The sequence below is a fragment of the Streptomyces sp. NPDC006798 genome, from assembly GCF_040635975.1.
In the GTDB taxonomy this organism is placed as follows: Bacteria; Actinomycetota; Actinomycetes; order Streptomycetales; family Streptomycetaceae; genus Streptomyces.
The window spans coordinates 116,136-137,559 of record NZ_JBEYIS010000002.1 but is presented as its reverse complement, the minus strand read 5'-3'; the positions used below and the strand labels follow the sequence as shown (position 1 = coordinate 137,559).

Sequence of the window (21,424 nt, the reverse complement as noted above, 5' to 3'; positions counted from 1 at the left end):
GGGGGCTCTTGGGGGCGCGGGGAACCGCGCGACCAGCCACTTGCGGTCCGCGGACCGGTGGCGGCCTCGCCCGGCAGACGGAACCGCGCCGTGACGCGCGATGCCGTATGCCGTCCAGACGCCGTCTGTGGCTGGTCGCGCGGTTCCCCGCGCCCCTGAAAAGCCTCCGCCTGGCCGCCTTCGCCGGGAGGCGGGATGCTCCTGAGAACTCCGTGCAGAGGGCCTTCGGGGCGTCGGCGCCGTTCCGGTGAACGGGTTCCGGCGGAACGCCGGAGATATCCATGGGTGTGGCATGGTTCACAGGGCGGGCGGTCGTGACGCGCGATCGTCCGTTACTCACGGGTCGTGATCACGGCCCAGGAAGGTGGAGTCATGTCCGCAGCGCTCTCCGACGAGCTGAAGTCCCTGCTCGACTCGCCCGTCTTCGTCATCGTCGCCACCATCCAGCCCGACGGGAGCCCTCAGGTGTCCCCGGTCTGGGTGAAACGCGACGGGGACGACGTACTGATCTCCACCACGATCGGGCGGCAGAAGGAGAAGAACCTCCGGCGCGACCCCCGGGTGACCGTGGTGGTCCAGCCGTTCGACGCGCCGTACACCTATGCCGAGATCCGGGGCACGGCGCAGCTGGCCACCGAGGGCGGGCCGGAGCTGATCGACGAGCTGTCGCGGAAGTACACCGGCCAGGCGTACGCGGACTTCAACCCGGCCGCGCAGGAGGACGCCCAGCGGGTGGTCGTACGGATCACGCCGCGCAAGGTCGTCGGCCGGATCTGACCCCCGCCGCGCCGGGCCGCCCGGTACGGCGGGCCGGCGTCGCCGGTCCCCGGGTCTTCCGCCGCCCGGTGGTGAAGGTGGGCCGGAAAGTGCGCCTGAGTTGCCCGGGGCCGGGTGAATGGCCGGGATGGTACGGGCCGTGGCCGGGAAGGAGCGTGGCACTGCCGCACGCCCACTACCCTGGGGGGGTGACTATTCGCCTGTACGACACCAGCGCCCGGCAGATCCGTGACTTCGCCCCGCTCACACCGGGCTGTGTCTCGATCTACCTCTGTGGCGCCACCGTGCAGGCCGCTCCGCACATCGGCCACATCCGGTCGGGGCTGAACTTCGACATCATGCGCCGCTGGTTCGTCTACCGCGGCTACGACGTCACCTTCATCCGCAATGTCACCGACATCGACGACAAGATCATCCAGAAGTCGGCGGACCAGAACCGCCCCTGGTGGTCCATCGGTTACCAGAACGAGCGCGCCTTCAACGCGGGCTACGACGCCCTCGGCTGCCTGCCGCCCACCTACGAGCCGCGCGCCACCGGCCACGTACCCGAGATGATCGAGATGATGCGCGGTCTGATCGAGCGGGGCCACGCCTACGCCGTCGACGGCAATGTCTACTTCGACGTGAAGTCCTTCCCGGGCTATCTGGAGCTCTCCAACCAGGACCTCGACGGACTCCGCCAGCCCGCCGCCGAGGGCGAGACCGGCAAGCGCGACCACCGCGACTTCGCGATGTGGAAGGCGAGCAAGCCCGGCGAGCCCGACTGGGAGACCCCGTGGGGCCGCGGCCGTCCCGGCTGGCACCTGGAGTGCTCCGCGATGGCCCACAAGTACCTGGGCACCGCCTTCGACGTGCACGGCGGCGGGATCGACCTGATCTTCCCGCACCACGAGAACGAGATCGCCCAGGCCAAGGCGTACGGCGACGACTTCGCGAACTACTGGGTGCACAACGCCTGGGTCACCCTGGCGGGCGAGAAGATGTCCAAGTCCCTCGGGAACTCGGTCCTCGTCTCCGAGATGGTCCAGCGCTGGCAGCCGATCGTGCTCCGCTACTACCTGGGCACGCCGCACTACCGCTCCATGATCGAGTACAGCGAGTCGGCCCTGGACGACGCCGCCGCGGCGTTCGCCCGGATCACCGGTTTCCTGACCCGGGTCCGGGAGAAGGCGGGTACGGACATCGAGCCCACGCCCGAGGTGCCGCTCGCCTTCGCCGAGGCCATGGACGACGACCTGGGCGTACCGCAGGCCCTGAGCGTCGTCCACACCACGGTCCGGCAGGGGAACTCGGCGCTCGCCGCCGACGACAAGGAGACCGCGATCGCCCGCGCCGCCGAGGTCCGGGCGATGCTCGGGGTGCTCGGTCTCGACCCCTTCGACGCCCACTGGGCGGGCGAGTCCGAGGACAGCGACGATCTCCACGGCGCCGTCGACAGCCTGGTGCGGCTGGTGCTCCAGCAGCGCGAGGCGGCCCGGGTCCGTAAGGACTGGGGTACGGCGGACGCGATCCGCGACCAGCTCCAGCAGTCCGGTCTGGTCATCGAGGACGGTCCGGACGGCCCGCGGTGGTCGCTCGGGAAGCGGTGACGGCGGACGGCGGGGAGCCGGTGAACCGGGTGCCCGGGGGCCGGTGAACCGGGGATCCGGCCGGTGAGTGTGCCGCCCGCGCCCGTGGGCGGCACACTGTGACATGGACCCCGCCGGTCGGGAGACCGGCACAGCCGCCCAGGCGGCGTGTTTCGATGTATTCGACAGCAGTAGCAGCAGGAAGCAGACAGTCATGGCCGGGAACAGCCAGCGCAGGAACCGCCGTACGTCCAACAAGAAGGGCGCCACGGTCGGCAGCGGTGGCAAGGGACGCCGCTCCCTTGAGGGCAAGGGCCCGACCCCGCCCGCGTCCGCCCGCAAGGGCCATGTGAAGAACCGCGTCGCCAACGCCAAGGCCAAGCAGGCCCAGCGCCGCCCCGCGCCCGCCCGGCGCGGCGGCAAGGGCACGTCGGAGATGGTCGTCGGCCGCAATCCGGTCTTCGAGGCGCTGCGCGACGGCGTGCCCGCCACCATGCTCTACGTCCAGCAGTTCATCGACAACGACGAGCGGGTCCGCGACGCCCTCCGGCTCGCCACCGACCGGGGCGACCTCCACATCATGGAGGCGCCGCGCCCCGAGCTGGACCGGATGACCGGCGGGCTCAACCACCAGGGCCTGGTCCTCCAGGTGCCGCCGTACGAGTACGCCCACCCGGAGGACCTGGCCGCCGCCGCGTTCGACGAGGGCTCCGACCCGCTGATCGTCGCCCTCGACGGGATCACCGACCCGCGCAACCTGGGCGCCGTCGTCCGCTCCGTCTCCGCCTTCGGCGGCCACGGCGTGGTGGTGCCCGAGCGGCGTGCCGCCGGAATGACGGCGGGCGCGTGGAAGACCTCCGCCGGTACCGCCGCGCGCACCCCGGTCGCCCGCGCCACCAATCTCACCCGCGCCCTGGAGGCGTACCGGAAGGCCGGTCTCACCGTGGTCGGCCTGGCCGCCGACGGTGAGCACGAGGTCGGCGAGCTGGAGGCGCTCGGCGGCCCGGTCGTCATCGTCGTCGGCAGTGAGGGCAAGGGCCTCTCCCGGCTGGTCGGCGAGACCTGTGACTTCCTGGTCAAGATCCCGATGCCGGGCGGTGCCGAGTCGCTGAACGCGGGCGTCGCGGCCGGAGTGGTGCTCTACGAGGCGGCCCGCCGCCGGGCCTGACGGCGGACCCGTCCCCGTGGCCGTCCCACGGTCCCCGTTCCTGTTCGGGTGATCGTGGGACCCGCCCGGCGCGCCGGGCTTGCGCCCCCTGCCCGGGGAGTTTCGGGGCTCTCACCTGCGCTTGACGGGCCTCGGACAGGAAAGGCGCGCCGGGGCAGTGTCCTATCGCGATGTCACTCGGTTAGATGAGTGTGGACACCAGAACGCCCCGGTCCGGGTTCGATGATCAGCCTGCGCTGAGCATGGTGAAGGTTCATTCCGACCCCGCGCAGGTCATCGTCAACCACGCCAGCTTCCGGGTGCAGCTCGCCCCGAGCGCGCGGCCCCGCCCCGTACGATCGGCGGCCGTCACCCCGGCGCCCGCGCGGCGGCGCGCGCCGGTCGTCTGGAGCGGCCGGTCGGCCCCCGGCGACACGGCCGCGACGGGGCTCCTCCAGGCCGTACGGAACTCCTCCGACACGGCCACCGTCGAACGCGGCGGCTACGGCCCCGGCGGCGACGGCTACGACACGGCGGGGAACACCCAGGTCATCCCTCGGGTCGCGGTCGGTACCGACCCGGACCGGGACGCCCAGGCGACCATCGACACCGCGCCGACGCCGGTCGCGCCCCTGCTGCCGCCGATGCGGCAGGCCGTGGGCGCGTACGACACCCCGGCGCCGGGCGGTCCCGGCTACGGCGGGGGCTACGACTCCGGTTACCGCGCCCCCGGCCCCGACGACGACCATCACGACGGGGGAGCCGGGTACGGCCCGGACGACGACGAGTTCGACGAGACCGTCACCGCCGGCCGCCCCGACCGGCAGGGCAACGACGCGGTCCGGCACGCGTACTACCCGGGCCGCCGGATGAACCTCGGCGTCGTCCTGCTGCCGCTCCGGGTCTTCCTCGGCTTCATCTCCATCTACGCCGGAATGGGCAAGCTCTGCGACCCCGTCTACTTCGACGGCGGCGAGCGCGGCTCGATGGTGAAGTGGCTGAACTCCCTGCACCCGTGGGCGCTGGCGGAGCCGCTGCGGGACTTCGCCCTCTCGCACCCCGTCGGCGCCGGGCTGACCGTCGCCTTCCTCCAGGTCGTCGTCGGTGTCCTCACCGTGCTCGGCCTCTGGCAGCGGGTCGCGGCGGTCTTCGGCGCGCTGCTGTCGGCGGCGCTGATCCTGACCGTGAGCTGGAAGACGGTGCCCGCGTACGACGCGCCGGACATCATCTACCTCGCCGCCTGGTCGCCGCTGATCATCGCGGGCGCCCCGGTCTACTCGGTCGACGGGCATCTCTCGGGCGAGGCGTGGCGGACCCTCGGCCCCCGGGCCGAACTGTGGGACCTGCGCCGCCGGGTGCTCCGGCGCGGCGGGCTGATCACGGCGGTGGTCATCGGTCTGACGCTGCTGATCGGCGCCGTACTGGGCGGGGCGGTCCGCTCCCAGACCGTGGTCAACGTGCCCCGGCCCGGCCAGGACCCGACCAACCATCTGCCCGGCTCGTCCCTTCCCGAGGACCGGCCGACCGGTGGCGCGACCTCGGCCGGGCCCGGTGAGGACCGGGACCGCGAGCCGTCCCCGGCGGCGAGCCGGGGCACGGAGGAGGAGAAGCCGAAGCAGGAGAAGTCGGCGTCCCCGAGCGAGACCGCCCGTGAGGCGGGCCGGACCGGGGGGCAGCCGAGCGAGACGCAGGGCGCGACGGGCCGCCAGTCAGCCCCGGACACCTCGGGCCCGGCCCAGGCCCCGTCCGGCTCGGCGGGGCCGACGTCGACGGGTGGTTCGGGCTCCACCTCGGGCGGCTCGTCCGGCTCGCCGTCGGGGACCGGCGCCGAGGCCCCGGCCGACGGCTCCGGCGGCGGCAGCGGCTCGGGCGGCGGCGGCGGCGACCGAGGGGTGATCGGCGGCCTGCTGGGCTGACGACGCGCGTAACGAAAAGGGGAAGGCCCCCGGAGCCGGCGCTCCGGGGGCCTTCGCCGCTGTTCCTACGCGGTATCGCGCGGGTCCTGCGGGCTTCGTGGGTCTCGCGGGTCAGTCGCCTTCGCCACCGCCGCCTTCGCCGTCGCCGCCGTTGCCGAGACCGGGCCCACGGCCGTTCCCGTCGCCGCCGTTCCCGTTCCCGTTCCCGTTGCCGGGTCGGTCACCGCCGGGGCCCCGGCCTTCGCCGTCGCCCTCGCCCTCGCCTTCACCGTCTCCTTCGCCGCGCCCCTGGCCGGGCTGCTGCCCGTCCGGGATGGCGACGTCGTTGAAGTCCGGCCGGTCCTTGCCCTTGAGGGCGTCGTTCATGGCGTCGCGCCAGATGGAGCCGGGCACGTCACCGCCGAAGACCTTGGGCTTGTAGCGGCCGCCGATGGTGATGTTGAACATCTTGACCTGCTGGGTGGGGCTGCCGACCCAGACGGCTCCGGCGAGGTTGGGGGTGTAGCCGACGAACCAGGCGTTGCGGCGGCCGTCGGTCGTACCGGTCTTGCCCGCGTTGTCCCGGCCGTCGAGCCCGGCCTTGGCGCCGGTGCCGCCGCCCTGGTCGGAGACGACGCCCTCCAGCAGCCCGTTGATGGTGTCGGCGGTCTGCTCCGACACCGCCCGGCGGCAGTTCGACTTCGGCGTCTTCAACTGCTTGCCGTTGGCGTCCTTGATCGACGCGATGGCGACCGGGGTGCAGTAGGTGCCGCGGGCGGCGAAGGCGGCGTACGCGGACGACATGGTCAGCGGGGACATGCCCTCGGAGCCCAGGGTCAGCCCGGACGGCGACATCTGGAGCTTCTTGCCGTTGCCGACGACGAGACCCAGCTTGTCGGTGGTCTCCTTGACCGAGCAGAGCCCGATGTCGCCGATCATCTGGACGAAGTACGTGTTCACCGAGAGGGCCATGGCCTTCTTCAGGTTGTACGGGCCCTTCTCGGACTCCATCTCGTTGGTCAGGTCCTCGTTGCCGTAGTTGATCCACGGCTTGCCGCTGTCACACGTCTCGATCCGGCTCGGATACTGCATCCGGTACGGCGAGGAGTACGTCTGCCCCGCCGGGCGGCCCGCCTCCAGGGCGGCGGCGGCGACGAACGGCTTGAACGTCGACCCGACCGGGAAGCCGAAGTTGGAGCCGTCCATCTTCTTGTCGACGGAGTAGTTGATCTGGGTCTCGTTCTTGCCGAAGCCGTACGGCTTGGACTGGCCCATCGCCAGGATCTTGCCGGTCCCGGGCTCGACCATGGTCACCGCGGTGGCGACCTTGTCGGACTTGTTGACGTACTCCTTGATGGAGTCCTGGGCCGCCTTCTGGGACTTGGGGTCGAGCGTCGTGCGGACCGTGAGCCCGCCGCGGTTCCACAGCTTGGCCCGGTCCTCGCGGGTCTTGCCGAAGACCGGGTCGGTGAGGAAGACGTTCCGTACGTAGTCGCAGAAGAACGCGGCACCGTTGTCCGCGGTGATACAGCCGTTCTGCGGACGGCTGACGTCGAGCTTGACGGGGGTCCGCTTGGCGCGGTCCGCGTCGGCCTTCGGCACGGCCCCGACCTGCGCCATCCGCGTGAGCACCACATTGCGGCGCTGGGTCGCGGTCTCCAGGCTGCGGACCGGGTCGTACCGGCTGGGGGACTGGACGAGCCCGGCGAGCAGCGCGGCCTCCTCCAGCTTCAGATCCTTCGCGGACTTGGAGAAGTAGCGCTTGGACGCGGCCTCGACGCCGTACGCCTGCTGCCCGAAGAACGTGATGTTGAGGTAGTTCTCCAGGATCTTGTCCTTGCCCAGCTCCTCCTCGACCTGGATCGCGTACTTCAGTTCGCGGATCTTGCGGCCGGGGGTCTGCTGGATGGCGGCGGCGACCTTGTCCATGTCGTCGCCCGCCTCCTCCACGAAGACGTTCTTGACGTACTGCTGGGTGAGGGTCGAGCCGCCCTCGGCGACCCCGCCGGACTGGGCGTTCTTGTTGAGCGCCCGCAGGACGCCCTTGAGGTCGATCGCGCCGTGCTGATAGAAGCGCGAGTCCTCGATGGCGATGATCGCCTTCCGCATGAACGGGGATATGTCCTTCAGCGGTACGACCGTACGGTCCCGGGAGTAGACCGTGGCGATGGTCTCGCCCTCGGCGTCGAGGATCGTGGTCCGCTGGCTCAGCGGAGGGGTCTTCAGATTCGCCGGTATCTCGTCGAACTTCTTGACCGTCCCCTTGGCGGCCAGTCCCAGCGCCCCGGCGGCGGGCAGGGCGATCCCCGCCAGTACCGCGCCGGAGAGCATGCTGATTCCGAGGAAGATCCCGGCCTGTCGGGTCGCTGACCGGCGCTCGCCGGAGCGCGTTTTTGGCATGGGTTTGATCCAATGTGTTTCTGTTCGGACAGTTATTGTCCTCGATCAGCCACTGATGTGCGGTGACGGAATATCGACGATCTTGTAACCAAAATCCCCGGCGATCACGGGACGGTCAGGAGACCTCGCCGGGCCGCGGGACCGCCCCGGAGCCGGAGGCGGGGAAAGTGGCGGCCTTCATCACCTCCGACACCTCCGCCAGACGTTCGGCCGGGGCCTCGGTGGCCGCGCAGACCGTGACGTACACCCGGAGATACATTCCGGGCGCCCCGCCGATCTCCCCCGCGTACTCCTTCGCGCCACCGGCGGTCCGGCACGCGGAACTGACCCCGGCCCGGACCGTGAGCGGGACGCCTTCGGCCTTGTCGGCCTCGCGCACGGGCTGCTGGAGTTCCCCGTAGACCTCGACGATCAGCCCGTCCGCGGGCATCCACCGAATGGGCAGACACGGGCCCGGTTCGCAGGGCTGGTCGACCGTCGACAGCGGCCGGTTGGTGGCGTACGTGCCCCGGCTGTCGAGGCTTTCGGGCGCGTCCGGCAGGGTCATCGTGTACCAGCCGTCGGGGAACTCCAGGGCCAGACCGCCGAGATCGGGATTGGTCACCCGCCGCGCGGTCGAGACCGGGGGCGCCTGGGTCGAGAGCGGCGCCGGGGTCGCGGCCACGTCGCCCGTGCCGTCACCGGCCCCGTTCCACAGCCCGGGGCCGGGCAGCCCCGTTCCGTCGAGGACCAGTACGGCGGCGGCCAGGGCGGCCGTCGTGGCCGCCGCCACGACGGCGCGGCGCCGTCGCCGGTGCCGTCGGACCCGGTCGCGTACCTGGGCCATCCGGTTCAGCGGGGTCGGCAGATTGGGCACCGTACGCGCCAGCAGGACGCGGAGTTCGGCCTCCGCGTCCGAACCGTCGTGGCCCGGTTCGTGGCCGGACTCGACCCGGCCGGTCGGCTCGCCGACGGGTCCGTCGGCCGGGGGGAACCACCGGTCACGCGACCCGGTCATGGAGACCACCACCCTCCAGCAAGGGGTCCGGCAGTACGGACCGCAGGGTTCGGAGCGCCTTCGCGGACTGGCTCTTGACCGTGCCCTCGGTACAGCCCAGGGTCGCCGCGGTCTCGGCCACGCTCAGATCCTCGAAGAACCGCAGTACGACAACGGCCCGCTGCCGTACGGGCAGGGCCCGCACGGCGGCGGCCATCGACTGCTCCAGATCGACCCGGGCGAAGACGTCGTCCGGCTCCGGAGCCGCCCGCCGCCGCCCCGGCTCCGGTAATTCGGCATGCGGCACCTCGCCCCGCCAGCGCCGCCGCCACCACTCCGTATAAGTGTTGACCAGTGTTTTGCGGAGATACGCCTCCGGATGCTTTCCGGAGATCCGGGACCACTTGGGCCACACCTTGGCGAGTGCCGTCTGCAACAGGTCCTCGGCGAGATGTACGTCGCCGGTGAGCAGCCAGGCGGTCCGGAGCAGCCGCGGTCCCCGGGCGGCCACGAAAGCCTCGAAGCCTCTGTCGTCGACCGGTAGCCCCATACCGCCGTCCTTCTCGTACCCCTCGCGGAAACGCCTCCACGAAGGAGGAAGGGGTCGGAGGCGGGTTCGGGTTGCCTCGATGACACGGTGATTTCGGGAAAGCGGGCCCGGCTCCAGGCCGCCGTGGTCTGTTACGCCCGGGCCGTACGCGTCCGGGAGTGGCCCGCGATGTCCGACGGGAACGGCTCGTCCGCCCCGGACGTGTGGTCCACCGACTTCCGGCGCACCTTCCGCGAACTCCGGGACGAACGGACCTTCGGGATGCTCGTCGCCGCCGACCACCGGCGCTCCCAGGAGCGCGAGGAGCGGCTGACCCAGTCGACGGCGAGCGTCCCCGCCGCCATCCTCTGGTTTCTGCCGGCCACCGCGGCGATCATGGTCGTGGTCCTGGGGATCTGTCTGCCCCGGCGGGACCACCGGGCCCATGTGGCGGTGCTCGTCGTGAGCACCGCGATCCTGGCGACGACGCTCTGGATCATCCGCGACGCCGAGGGCGCCCGGCGCGAACTCCGAACGGCGATGCCCGGGTCGGAAGCGGTTCCGGCCCGGGCATGGGAAGAGCCCCCTGTCGGATTCGAACCGACGACCTACGCATTACAAGTGCGTTGCTCTGGCCAGCTGAGCTAAGGAGGCATCGGCAGCGGGGCTGACCCCGTGCGGAGGTTCCACTGTACACAGCGGGGGAGGGGCTGCGGCGGGGTCCGGGGATCACGGGGGCGGGGGCGCGAAGGGGGGTGGGAGAGGGGTGACGGGATGCCTTGGATCTCAGTTCGATACCAGTACTGACAGAAGAGACGTCCCCGGGGTAGCGTCACCAGCAGTCCGCGCGAGTGGACTACACCAATCCTTTTACTCGGATCGTCCGGCACGTTCCTGCCGGTGAGGGGAGACGCGTCATGGCGTCCGTAACGTTCGACAAGGCGACCCGGATCTACCCGGGGGGCACCACGCCCGCCGTCGACGAGCTGGAGATCGAGATCGCGGACGGGGAGTTCCTCGTCCTCGTCGGTCCCTCCGGCTGCGGTAAGTCGACATCGCTGCGGATGCTCGCCGGTCTCGAAGAGGTCAACGGCGGTGCCATCCGGATCGGTGACCGGGACGTCACGCATCTGCCGCCGAAGGACCGGGACATCGCGATGGTGTTCCAGAACTACGCGCTCTACCCGCATATGTCGGTCGCCGACAACATGGGCTTCGCGCTCAAGATCGCCGGGGTCAGCAAGGCCGAGATCCGGGCGAAGGTCGAGGAGGCCGCGAAGATCCTCGACCTCACCGCGTACCTGGACCGCAAGCCCAAGGCGCTCTCCGGCGGTCAGCGCCAGCGAGTGGCGATGGGCCGGGCCATCGTGCGGGAGCCGCAGGTCTTCCTGATGGACGAGCCGCTGTCGAACCTCGACGCCAAGCTCCGGGTCTCCACCCGTACCCAGATCGCGTCCCTCCAGCGCCGGCTGGGGATCACCACGGTCTACGTCACCCACGACCAGACCGAGGCCCTGACCATGGGCGACCGGGTCGCCGTGCTCAAGGACGGTCTGCTCCAGCAGGTCGACACCCCGCGCAACATGTACGACCGGCCGGCCAACCTGTTCGTCGCCGGGTTCATCGGCTCGCCCGCGATGAACCTGGTCGAGGTGCCGATCATCGACGGCGGCGTCAAGTTCGGCAACAGCGTCGTCCCGGTCTCCCGTACCGCGCTGACCGCCGCCGCCGACCGCGGTGACACCACCGTGACCGTCGGTATCCGCCCCGAGCACTTCTCCGTCGTCGAGCTCAACGGCGGTGTCGCCAAGTCCCTCTCGAAGGACTCCGACGACGCGCCCGCCGGGCTCGCGGTCTCGGTCAACGTCGTCGAGGAGCTGGGTTCCGACAGCTTCATCTACGGCACCGCCCGGGTCGGCGGCGAGGACAAGGACCTGGTGGTCCGGGTCGACGGCCGTTCCACCCCGGACAAGGGCGCCGAGCTGCACATCGTGCCGCGCCCCGGTGAGCTGCACGTCTTCGCCACCTCCACGGGCGAGCGCCTCACCGACTGACGCGCGCCGCGCCGACCGGCGCGAACGGTCCTCGCGTTGACGGAACGGCCCCGGGTCTCCCGGGGCCGTTCCGCCGTGTCAGGGCCCGGGTCGGAGGCGGCCCGGTGGCCGGTCCGATTCGAAAGCTTTCCTAGAACCTTCTGCCGGGCTTCCCCCGGGGGGGTGACGAAATGTCGCCAAATCATCACTGCCCGCTACGCTCGCTCGCGTGACTCACTCCGCACGGCGCATCGGCCGTTCCTTCGCCTTCGTCCTCCCCGTCGTCATGGTGCTCTCCGGAACCCTCGCCGTCACGAGCGTCCCGTGGGCGGGCCCGTCCGACTCCCGGATGCTCACCGCCTCGTCGCAGAACGTGTCGGTGCCCGCCCCGGTCCGCGCCCCGCAGGACGTCCTGCGGGACCGGCTCGTCGCGGAGCTCCAGGAGAAGGACCCGGGCACTGTCCTCACCCGGCTCCAGCGCGAGGTCGAGGCGCGGCCTTCCCTCGCCCGGCACTGCACGGGTATCGCCCGCGCCATCGGCCGGGCCGCCGTCGACCGCCTCGGTCCCACCAAGGCGCAGCAGTTCTCCAAGCCCGTCTGCGACACCTCCTTCGCGGCCGGTGTGGCCCAGCGGGCCCAGGGGAGCTGAACCGGGCCCGCCCGGGGAAGGCGTGGCTCCCCCCGGGGTCCGTCGCACACCGGTCCGCATAAGGTTCGGGGCATGCATATGCCCACGTATCCGACGCAGGCCGTCGTCCTGGCCGGTGGCCAGGGGTCGCGGCTCCGCCCGTACACCGACGACCGTCCCAAGCCGATGGTCGAGATCCCGGGAACCGGGACCCCGATCATCGGCCATCAGCTGGCCTGGCTGGCCGCCGAGGGCGTGACCGATGTCGTCGTCTCCTGCGGCCATCTCGCCGAGGTCCTCCAGAAGTGGCTGGAGGGCACCGAACTGCCCCTCTCCGTCACCACCGTCGTGGAGACCGAGCCCCTGGGACGCGGTGGCGGGCTGAAGTACGCCGCCGCGCATCTGCCCCACCCCGACCAGCCCTGGTACGCCACCAACGGCGACATCTGGACCCGGTTCTCGCTCCGCGACATGGCCGCGTTCCACACCGAGCGCGACGCCACCGCGACCCTCGCCCTGGCCCGGCCCCGGATTCCCTGGGGCGCCGTCGAGACCGACGCGTTCGGCCACATCACGGACTTCATCGAGTCCCCCCCGTCGCCGTTCCTGATCAACGCGGGTGTCTACGTCTTCTCCGCCGCCTTCCGCGATCTGCTGCCGGACGTCGGCGACCACGAGCGCACCACCTTCCCCGGCCTCGCGCGCGAGCGGCGGCTCGCGGGCTTCCCGCTGCCCCAGGGCGCCTACTGGCGGGCCATCGACACCGCGAAGGACCTCACCGAGGCCGCGAAGGAACTCGCCGGACAGGGCGGATAGTTCCGGTCCGGACGGATTCCCGCGGCGGGCCCGTTCCCGTCGTACGGCTCCGGTCCGCGCGCCGGAGGGGGAGGCCGGCGCGCGGCTCCGGAGCCGTAACGCCACCGGAGTTCGTCAGGCGCGGCCCGATATCCGGTCCGCCAGTCGCGCCATCCGGTCCGTCTCGGCCGAGCGCGCCGCCGACTCCCGGCGGTCCGCGCCCCGGTACGCCGCGTACAGCGCCCGGACCCCGAGCCAGCGCAGCGGCTCCGGCTCCCACTTGCGCACCTTGTGCCCCACCCAGGGCAGGGCCGTCAGCTCCGTCGCCCCGGCCTGGCCCGAGTCCCGCTGGATCAGGTCCCGCAGGGTGCGGGCGGCCAGATTGGCGGCGGCCACCCCGGAGCCGACATAGCCGCCCGCCCAGCCGAGGCCCGTCGAGCGGTCGAGCGTGACCGTGGCGCACCAGTCGCGCGGCACGCCCAGCACCCCCGACCAGGCGTGGTCGATCCCGGCCCGGGCCGCCTGCGGGAAGAACCCCAGCAGGATCTCGTGGAGCGCGGCGACCGTGGCCGGCTGCGTACGGCCGTCGGAATCGGTACGGGAGCCGTAGCGGTACGGCACGCCGCGCCCGCCGATCGCGATCCGGTCGTCCGCCGTCCGCTGCGCGTAGACATAGGCGTGCGCCATGTCGCCGAGGGTCTCCCGGCCGGTCCAGCCCACGGCGTCCCAGAACTCCGCCGGGAGCGGTTCGGTGACGATCATCGAGGAGTTCATCGGGAGCCAGTCCCGGCGCCGCCCCTTGATCGTCGCGGTGAACCCCTCGGTGCAGCGCAGTACATAGGGCGCGCGGACCGTGCCGTACGGCGTACTCGCGCGCTTGGGCCCGATCTCGGTGACCGGGGTCGACTCGTGGATCGTGACGCCGAGCGCCTCGACCGTCGCGGCCAGGCCCTTCACCAGTCTCACCGGGTCGATCCGGGCGCCGTGCGGGGTCCACGAGGAGGCGACGGCCCCGGCGACCCGGAGCTGTTCGGCGGTCTCCCGGGCGCCTCTCAGCACCCGGTCGGTCTCGCCGAACGCGACCTCGACGGAGTGGAAGTCCCGCAGCCGGGCCGCCTGGGCGGGGGAGCGGGCCACCTCGATCACCCCGCCCCGGTGGACATCGGCTTCGATGCCCTCGGCGGCGCAGACGTCGATCACCTCGGTGACCGCGTCGTTCATCGCCCGCTGGAGGCGGACGGCGGGCTCGTGGCCGTGGCGGCGGGCGAACCGGTCGCGGCCCGCTATGCCGTTGTAGAGCCAGCCGCCGTTGCGGCCGGAGGCGCCGTAGCCGCAGAACGCGGCCTCCAGGACGGTGATGTTGAGGAAGGGCACCGCCTTCTTCAGGTAGTACGCCGTCCACAGTCCGGTATAGCCGCCGCCGACGACGCAGACGTCGGCGGTGCTGTCACCGGGCAGCGGTTCCCGGGGCGCGGCCAGGCCGTCCCGGGCGTGCCAGAACGAGATAGCTCCGTTGATCGTGCCGCCCGTGCCGCCCGTGCCCGTCGTCGTCCTCATGTCGTCTGTCGTCCCTGGTCCTGGTCGTGCCGTTGGGTCGGGTACGACTGTATGCAGCCGGGCCGCTCCGCGGGAGATCCGCCGGGGGCCTGTGGAAAACCCCGGGCCGCCGGGTGACCGGGTGGCGGGGGCCTGTGGAAAACCCGCGGCGGTGGCGGGGTCCGTGCGTACGATCGACCGCATGATCGTGGTTCCCGAGGCGCTGATCGCCTCGCACCGGGCGCACAGCGGCGCCGCCGCCGGCGCGTTCATCGACGCGCTGCCCGCCCGCGCGGCCGAGTTCACCGAGCGGTGGGGGCTGAGACTCGACGGCCCCCCGGCGCACGGGGTGGTCGCCCTCGTCCTGCCCGTGGTCCGGGCCGACGGCACGCCCGCCGTGCTCAAACTCCAGCCGGTGGACGACGAGACCGCGGGTGAACCGCTCGCCCTCCGCGCCTGGGGCGGCGACGGCGCCGTACGGCTGCTGGACCACGACCCGGTGACCGGCACCCTCCTGCTGGAACGGCTGGACGCGGCCCGTCCGCTCTCCTCCGTCGCCGATCCGGACGAGGCGGTACGCGTCCTGGGCGCCCTGCTCGCCCGGCTGACCGACCGGCCCGCGCCCGCCGGGCTCCGACGGCTCGGGGATCTCACCGCCGCCATGCTGGACCGGGTGCCGGACGCCCTGGCCGGGCTCGCCGACCCGGCCGGGCGGCGGCTGCTGGCCGACTGCGCGGCGGCCGTACGGGAGGTCGCGGACGAGCCGGGCGACCGGCTGCTCCACTGGGATCTGCACTACGACAACGTCCTCGCGGCCGGGCGGGAACCCTGGCTCGCGATCGACCCCAAACCGCTCGCCGGTGATCCCGGCTTCGAGCTGCTGCCCGCCCTCTTGAACCGGTTCGACCCGGAACCGGCGGTGATCCGGCGGCGGTTCGATCTGCTGACCGAGGCCCTGGGGACGGACCGGGAGCGGGCCAGGGCGTGGACGCTGGGGCGGCTGCTCCAGCTCTGGCTCTGGGATCTGGAGGACGACGGCTCTCCGGTGGACGAGCCGGGGGAGGAGGGGGAGTCGGACGAACGGGCCGTGGCCGTCGCACACGCCCTGCTCGGGCGGTGACCGGCGGGTGAAACGCGGTGGCACGGGCCGGGCCGTCGCCGCATGCTGAGCTCGTGATCCGTACCGCGACCCCCGCCGACGTACCCGATATCCACCGGATGATCCTGGCCCTCGCCGAGTACCAGGGCTACCGCGACGAGGTCGTGGCCACCGAGGAGCAACTGCGTGCCGCGCTGTTCGGCCCCGCGCCCGCCGCGCACGCGCTGGTCGCCGTCGAGGATTCGGGCGGTTCCGGCGGAGCCTCCGGCGGTTCGCGGCCCGTTCCGGTCGGCTTCGCGCTCTGGTTCCCGACGTACTCGACCTGGCGCGGTGTGCCCGGCGTCTATCTGGAGGATCTGTATGTGGACCCGGCCCGGCGCGGCGGCGGACACGGCAAGGCCCTGCTCGCGGCGCTGGCCCGGATCTGCCGGGACCGGGGCGGGCAGCGGCTGGAGTGGTCGGCGCTGAACAGGCTGACGGAGACGGTGGCGTTCTACCGGTCCCTGGGTGCCCGTCCGCTGGAGGACAGCCGGGTGTTCCGGCTCACCGGCGGGGAGTTGGAGAAGCTGGCGGCGTACGAGCGGACGTGACGGGGTGGCCGCCCCCTCCGTGACGGGACGGCCACCCCGGTCCCGTACGCGGAGTGTCTCGTAGGCGGACCGTGCCGTACACCGGGACCGTCCCGTACGAGATCAGGGCACCAGGACGACCTTGCCGATCGTTCCCCTGGTCTCCAGCGCCCGGTGCGCGCGGGCCGCGTCCGCGAGCGGGAAGCGGTGCACCGCCGGGAGGAGGCGGCCGGTCGCGACCTCGTCCAGCGCGCGGTCCTCCAGCCGCCGGATGTCGCCGCCGACGGGCTCCAGCATCTTCGGGCCGACGACGTAGACGGTCTCCACACCCCGTTCGGCCCGCTCCTCCTCGGAGAGGAGCAGGGGTTCGCCGTCATGGGCGCCGTTCTCGCCCGCCCAGCCGTAGACCAGATGACGGCCGCCCTTGCCGAGCAGGTCGACCGCCGCCCGGCCGATGGAGCCGCCGACCGCGTCGAGATAGACCGTGGCCCGCCGGTCGCCGAGATAGGCCCGGACCTCGTCCGGCCAGGTCGGGTCGGTGTAGTCGACGGCGATATCGGCACCGTTGGCGAGGGTACGGGTGACCTTGGCGGGGCCGCCCGCGAGGCCGACGACGGTGGCCCCGGCGTTCTTGGCGTACTGGACGGCGAGCGTGCCGATACCGCCCGCGGCGGCCGAGACGATCACGACCGAGTCGGGACTCAGCTCCGCGAACTGGAGGATCCCCATCGCGGTCCGGCCCGTACCGATCATGGCGACGGCCTCCGCGTCGCTTACGGTCTCCGGCACCACCTGGAGCCGTTCGGCGTCGGTGACGACCTGCTCCGCATAGCCGCCCGGGTTCATCCCGATATGGACGACGACCCGCCGCCCGAGCCACTTGGCGTCGGTGCCCTCACCGAGGGCCCTGACCGTGCCCGCGACCTCGCGGCCCGGGATCGTCGGCAGTGGGACCGGCTCGGGATAGGGCCCCTGCTCGCCCTCGCGGAGCGCCGTATCGAGGAGATGGACCCCGGCCGCGCTGACCGCGATCAGAACCTGCCCGGGGCCCGGGACCGGGTCCGGGACCTCCTCGTACGTCAGGTTCTCGGCGGGTCCGAAGGCATGGAGACGGATGGCGCGCATGGGTGGCCCCCTGGGGCTGCTCGAACGGGGCGGCGGTACGGCTCCGCCGCGGGGTGCGGCCGGGTCCGTACGGATGTGTCGGTACGGCTCCGGCCACCCACTACCCTGCGACCTCAACCAAGCTTGAGGTCAAGGGCCGCCTCGGCGCTCGCGCCCCGGTTCATCCGCCGGGCGCCCATCCTGCCGACCGCCAGCGACGCGGCGGCCAGCCCGCTGGCGAAGGCGACCTCCCCCAGCAGCCCGTCCGCCGCCACCTGGTCGCCCGCCAGGTCGTCCCGGGCGGGTCCACCGCGCCCGACCGGTCCTGGGCCAGCGCCGTCCGCCGCCAGGTCTCCCGCGCCCGCCGGCCGGGCATCGCGATGTCCAGCACCCGCTCCGCGCGGGCCGCCCCCTCGGCCTTGCCCTCGTCCGGCCCGACCGGGAACTGGGCCTGGTACAGCGACTCACCGCGCGGCGCGATCAGCGGCGAGACGGCCGAGAACCGCTCCACCCAGCCGGGCCGGTCGAGATCCGAGACGACGAACGGATCCCGGCGGTCCCGGCGCACCGCCAGATCCAGCAGGACCGTACGGCCGCCGGACCAGCGCAGGGAGTCGTCACCGAGCAGCCCGCGCGCCGCCGCCAGGGACGTCGCGACGATCACCGGGCCCCGGTCGGCGGGCAGTTCGTCCACCCGGGCCGAGGTCTCGATCCCGACCCCGAGCTCCCGCGCCCGTGCCGCCACCAGCTCCAGGACCTGGCCGAAGCCGCCCAGCGGATAGCGGACACCCGGCGGCATCCCGGTCACCCGGCGGAACCGCCGGTGCACAAAGGCGGCCGAGAGCGAGCCGGGGTCGTGATGGAAGAGGGCGACACCCATGAAGTTCGCCGTCGCCGCGGCTGCCGCCGGGCCCGCCGTCCGGGTCGCCCACTCCGCGTACGTCTCGTCCACCGGCGCCCCGCCGGCGGGAATCCGGGCCAGCCGCAGCAGTCCGCGCGGCGGCGTCCGGCGCAGCTCGCCCCCCTGGAGAAAACGGAGCCGGGTCGCGTCGGCGAACGGAACCCGCCCGGTCGGCCCGATCAGCCCGCGGCGCTTCAGCCAGCTCCACATCGGACCGGTGTAGAAGACATGCGGCCCCTCGTGGACCCGGTACGGCCCGTCGGTGATCCGGGCCCGGCCGCCGAGCGCGTGATGCGCCTCGTAGAGGGTGACCGGCGCCCCGGCCTCGGCCGCGGCGACTGCGGCGGTCAGCCCGGCGAGACCACCGCCGATGACGGTGACGCGGTCGCGGGCGGGTGTCGTGTGGGTACGGTGCGATGCGCTGGCGGTCATGATGGCCGTCCGTCCTTCCCCTTCGCGGCGGCGGCGCCCCTCGTCAGGGCGTCACCGGTCTGTCGAAGAGGGGACGGATTGCGGCCGTACTTTTGTGACATCCGGCGGGAGAATTGGGAAAGTCCCAGGTCAGGCGGGTGGTGTCCGGGGGAAGCGGGCCTGAAGGTCCCAGACCACCGGATTGTCGGCCAGCGCCTCGTGCAGATCGCAGAGATCCGCGATCACATCGTGCAGAAAGTCCCGGGCCTCGCGCCGCAGATCGGCGTGGGGGAAGGAGAGGGGCGCGTCCTCTAGCGGCTGCCAGTCCGCCGCGATGTCCACCCAGCCGAACCGCCGCTCGAACAGCAGCCGGTCCGTGGACTCCGTGAAGTCCAGCTCGGCCCGCTGCGGCTTCGCGGCCCGGCTGCCCATCGGATCCCGGTCGAGCCGCTCCGCCGTATCGCAGAGCGCCCACGCGAAATCGAGGACCGGCACCCATCCCCAGGCCGTGGACAGCTCCAGGTCGGCGTCCGTGTCGGCGAGATACACATCGCCGCAGAACAGGTCGTGCCGCAGGGCCGACACGTCCGCGCGGCGGTAGTCGGTCTGCGGGGGGTCGGGAAAGCGGCGGGAGAGCGAGTAGCCGATGTCGAGCACCTGCCGATGGTGTCACGTCCGGGGGTGGCCGCGGCTCCGGAGTGCGCCTTGGCCCTCCGGGTGGGCTTCACGATCCGGGCCGCGCCCGGCGGCCTGCGGGCCGTGCGTGGCTTGTCGCGCAGTTCCGCCCGCTATGCCTTCGGCAATGGGGGGACCCCCAGCGCCACCTGGGTCGCCCTCCTGACCGCCCTCGCGGAGGGGAGCGCTCTCCGGGCGGGAGGTGGTGCTTCCTCCGGAGGAGTTCCGACCGCGCGCCGTCGTGGGCCGTTCGCGCAGTTCCCCGCGCCCCTAAATGCTCTCCCCCTCGCCGACCTCGTAAAGGAGGACGGGCCCCGTCAGGGGCACGGGAAACTGCGCGACCAGCGGGTGGACCACCGACACCAGGTGGCAGCATCCCCTCCCCCGGGACGGGCTCCAGCCCCGAGCGGCATGTGCGGTCGGCGTGGTCGGGGGGTGCGGGGTCGCCCCCTGGGGGTCCCCCCAAAGGCAGCTTTGGGGGAGGGCGGCGGATAAGAGACGGGTCTCCTGAAGAAGACCCTCACTTCCGCCGTCCGTGAGGAGGTGAGCCCGGAGGCCACCGACCCTCCCGCCACAGAACAAGACCGCCCGCATACCGCTGGAGCAACGGTCACAACGTCAACAGCCCCGCCGACGCCTGAGGCGCGAACGACCCCGCACGAGGCGGGCAACCCCGGCACCAGGCGCCCGGGGCGCGAGGCCAAGCGACCCGCCTGGCCACAGGCAACCCACACCCGGGGGGCCGGGGACCAAGCACCCCGCAGCGGGAGGCGCCCCCGCGGGAGGCGGCTACGCCAGCTCTCCCCCCATGTCCACCCACCCCTCGTGCCACGCGTGGCCGGTCGACGGGCCGGTCTGCCAGGTGTGGGTCGCCCGGCCCTCCGGGGTTCGGGCGAAGACCGAGAGGTCGCCGCCCGGGTTGAGGACGACCGAGGGGTCGGCGGCGAGGCGGCCGCCGAGCGGGGTCCAGGCCGACCAGGGGCCGCCGGTGCCGGTCTGCCAGCGGTGGTGCAGTGCCCCGTCCGTGCCCCGGGCGAACAGCACCATCCCGCCGTCCCGGCCCACCAGCACCGTCGGGCGGTCGACGATCGCGCCTTCCATGTCGACCCACTCCGGGTGCCACGCGTGGCCGGTCGACGGGCCGGTCTGCCAGGTGTGGGTGACCCGGCCGCCGGGGTCGCGGGCGAAGACGGAGAGGTCGCCGCCCGGGCTCAGGACGACCGCCGGGTCACTGGTGAGCCGACCGCCGAGCGGGGTCCAGGCCGACCAGGGGCCGCCGGTGCCGGTCTGCCAGCGGTGGTGCAGTGCCCCGTCCGTGCCCCGGGCGAACAGCACCATCCCGCCGTCCCGGCCCACGACGACGACCGCACGGCCCACCACCGAACCCTCCATGTCGGCCCATGACGCGTGCCAGGCGTGGCCCGTGGACGGGCCGGTCTGCCAGGTGTGGGTGATCCGGCCGTCCGGGTCGGGGGCGAAGACGGAGAGGTCGCCGCCGGGGCTGAGGACGACGGCCGGGTCACCGGCGAGGCGGCCGCCGAGGGAGACCCAGTCGGGGGCCCACGCACCGGCTTCGGACTGCCAGGTGTGCCAGAGCGCGCCGTCGCCGCCGCGGACGAACGCCGCGAGTTTCCCGTACCGTCCGACGAGGACGTACGGCCGCCCGACGGCGCCGGGCGCGGGGCGGCCCAGGCCGGTCCAGTCGGACCAGGCGCCGCCGGGCGCGTTCTGCCAGCGGTGGACGATCCCGCCGGAGGGGTCGGTGGCGGCGACGACCATGCCCGAGCCGTGGTCGACGAGGGTCGGTACGCCGACGCTGACACGCGCCGGGCCCCGCGAGGGCCCGGGGCGCCGGGTCCACCAGGTGGTTTCCTTGCGGGCGCCCGGCCAGCCGAAGCTGAGGTGGACGTGGTCGGTGTGGGGGTTGGGGCCCGAGTACGCCGTCCAGCCCCGGTCGGCGCGGTACGCCTCCCAGATCCGGCGGTTCCAGATGATGTACATGATCCCGAGGCGGCGGGCCAGCGCGTGCCGGTTGCCGTGCCGGTCGGTGGCGAGGAGCCAGTCGAGCACCTCGTTCGCGATCCCGGCCTGGGTGGCGGCGCTGACGCCCCAGTCCCAGGCGCGGCCTTCCTTGTGCTCGCTCTGGCCGCCGCTGCCGCACGCGCGGCTGATGCCCATATTGGTGGTGGAGGGGTACGTGGCGAGGACGAGGTCCTTGAACTCGGCGACGCCCGGCTTGGCGGCCGGGTCGCAGGTCCGCTGTCCCTGGTAGGCGGCGTAGTCGTCGATCTCGGGACCGAAGTCCGGGGTGGTGGGTGGCACGGTACGGCTCCTGACTGGCTGTCGTACGACACGCGTACGGCGTGCGTACGAAGTGGGGG

The 21,424-nt window shown here is 72.6% G+C and carries 17 protein-coding genes, 1 tRNA gene and 1 pseudogene; 9 read left to right on the top strand and 10 right to left on the bottom strand.

From position 1 onward, the window contains the following. Positions 1-372: 372 nt before the first annotated feature. The 4 genes from ABZ714_RS01785 to ABZ714_RS01770 all read left to right on the top strand — a co-directional run bounded on the left by ABZ714_RS01785 (position 373) and on the right by ABZ714_RS01770 (position 5,408). Complete coding sequence (locus ABZ714_RS01785; RefSeq protein ID WP_358823123.1) at positions 373-777, top strand: PPOX class F420-dependent oxidoreductase; 405 nt, start codon at positions 373-375, stop codon at positions 775-777. A 188-nt stretch (positions 778-965) separates the two neighbouring features. Further along, entirely contained in the window at positions 966-2,366 is a 1,401-nt protein-coding gene (gene cysS, locus ABZ714_RS01780; protein WP_358823122.1) for a cysteine--tRNA ligase, read from the top strand. Positions 2,367-2,559: 193 nt separating this feature from the next. After that, entirely contained in the window at positions 2,560-3,513 is a 954-nt protein-coding gene (gene rlmB, locus ABZ714_RS01775; RefSeq protein ID WP_358823121.1) for a 23S rRNA (guanosine(2251)-2'-O)-methyltransferase RlmB, read from the top strand. A gap of 185 nt (positions 3,514-3,698) precedes the next feature. Further along, complete coding sequence (locus tag ABZ714_RS01770; protein ID WP_358823120.1) at positions 3,699-5,408, top strand: DoxX family membrane protein; 1,710 nt, start codon at positions 3,699-3,701, stop codon at positions 5,406-5,408. A gap of 111 nt (positions 5,409-5,519) precedes the next feature. Here the strand turns inward: ABZ714_RS01770 and ABZ714_RS01765 are convergent, their stop codons facing one another. The 5 genes from ABZ714_RS01765 to ABZ714_RS01745 all read right to left on the bottom strand — a co-directional run bounded on the left by ABZ714_RS01765 (position 5,520) and on the right by ABZ714_RS01745 (position 9,946). Further along, complete coding sequence (locus ABZ714_RS01765) at positions 5,520-7,787, bottom strand: transglycosylase domain-containing protein (RefSeq protein WP_358823119.1); 2,268 nt, start codon at positions 7,785-7,787, stop codon at positions 5,520-5,522. A 115-nt stretch (positions 7,788-7,902) separates the two neighbouring features. Then, positions 7,903-8,784 carry a hypothetical protein gene (locus ABZ714_RS01760; RefSeq protein ID WP_358823118.1) on the bottom strand — a complete coding sequence of 294 codons (882 nt, stop codon included), beginning with the start codon at positions 8,782-8,784 and terminating at the stop codon, positions 7,903-7,905. After that, a complete protein-coding gene (locus tag ABZ714_RS01755; RefSeq protein ID WP_358823117.1) occupies positions 8,768-9,313 on the bottom strand; it encodes a SigE family RNA polymerase sigma factor in 546 nt (181 codons plus the stop codon). The genes ABZ714_RS01760 and ABZ714_RS01755 overlap by 17 nt, the downstream gene beginning before the upstream one ends. Positions 9,314-9,444: 131 nt before the next feature. After that, positions 9,445-9,792 (bottom strand): hypothetical protein, encoded by a 348-nt coding sequence (locus ABZ714_RS01750; RefSeq protein WP_358823116.1) that lies wholly within the window; start codon positions 9,790-9,792, stop codon positions 9,445-9,447. Positions 9,793-9,872: 80 nt separating this feature from the next. Further along, positions 9,873-9,946, bottom strand: a tRNA-Thr gene (locus ABZ714_RS01745). A 263-nt stretch (positions 9,947-10,209) separates the two neighbouring features. Here ABZ714_RS01745 and ugpC point away from each other — a divergent pair. The 3 genes from ugpC (at position 10,210) to ABZ714_RS01730 (ending at position 12,769) form a co-directional block, all read left to right on the top strand. Beyond that, the gene (gene ugpC, locus ABZ714_RS01740; RefSeq protein WP_358823115.1) at positions 10,210-11,346 is read left to right on the top strand and encodes a sn-glycerol-3-phosphate ABC transporter ATP-binding protein UgpC; all 1,137 of its coding nucleotides are present in this window, start codon (positions 10,210-10,212) and stop codon (positions 11,344-11,346) included. 208 nt (positions 11,347-11,554) lie between these two features. Next, complete coding sequence (locus ABZ714_RS01735) at positions 11,555-11,974, top strand: hypothetical protein (RefSeq protein ID WP_358823114.1); 420 nt, start codon at positions 11,555-11,557, stop codon at positions 11,972-11,974. A 78-nt stretch (positions 11,975-12,052) separates the two neighbouring features. Further along, positions 12,053-12,769 (top strand): nucleotidyltransferase family protein, encoded by a 717-nt coding sequence (locus ABZ714_RS01730; protein WP_358823240.1) that lies wholly within the window; start codon positions 12,053-12,055, stop codon positions 12,767-12,769. 114 nt (positions 12,770-12,883) lie between these two features. Here the strand turns inward: ABZ714_RS01730 and ABZ714_RS01725 are convergent, their stop codons facing one another. After that, positions 12,884-14,305: an FAD-dependent oxidoreductase gene (locus ABZ714_RS01725; protein WP_358823113.1), complete on the bottom strand. Its 1,422-nt coding sequence runs from the start codon at positions 14,303-14,305 to the stop codon at positions 12,884-12,886. 181 nt (positions 14,306-14,486) lie between these two features. Here ABZ714_RS01725 and ABZ714_RS01720 point away from each other — a divergent pair, with 181 nt between their 5' ends. Both ABZ714_RS01720 and ABZ714_RS01715 read left to right on the top strand, forming a co-directional pair. After that, complete coding sequence (locus ABZ714_RS01720) at positions 14,487-15,404, top strand: aminoglycoside phosphotransferase family protein (protein ID WP_358823112.1); 918 nt, start codon at positions 14,487-14,489, stop codon at positions 15,402-15,404. A gap of 53 nt (positions 15,405-15,457) precedes the next feature. Continuing rightward, positions 15,458-15,973, top strand: a complete 516-nt coding sequence (locus tag ABZ714_RS01715) for a GNAT family N-acetyltransferase (RefSeq protein WP_358823111.1) — start codon at positions 15,458-15,460, stop codon at positions 15,971-15,973. 102 nt (positions 15,974-16,075) lie between these two features. Here the strand turns inward: ABZ714_RS01715 and ABZ714_RS01710 are convergent, their stop codons facing one another. From ABZ714_RS01710 to ABZ714_RS01695, 4 genes and pseudogenes are all read right to left on the bottom strand, one after another. Next, entirely contained in the window at positions 16,076-17,077 is a 1,002-nt protein-coding gene (locus ABZ714_RS01710) for a zinc-binding dehydrogenase (RefSeq protein ID WP_358823110.1), read from the bottom strand. 113 nt (positions 17,078-17,190) lie between these two features. Next, positions 17,191-18,389: pseudogene (locus tag ABZ714_RS01705) on the bottom strand (NAD(P)-binding protein). Positions 18,390-18,518: 129 nt separating this feature from the next. Then, positions 18,519-19,025, bottom strand: coding sequence for a hypothetical protein (locus ABZ714_RS01700; protein WP_358823109.1), 507 nt, complete (start codon positions 19,023-19,025; stop codon positions 18,519-18,521). 807 nt (positions 19,026-19,832) lie between these two features. Next, a complete protein-coding gene (locus ABZ714_RS01695; RefSeq protein ID WP_358823108.1) occupies positions 19,833-21,365 on the bottom strand; it encodes a hypothetical protein in 1,533 nt (510 codons plus the stop codon). Positions 21,366-21,424: the final 59 nt, after the last annotated feature.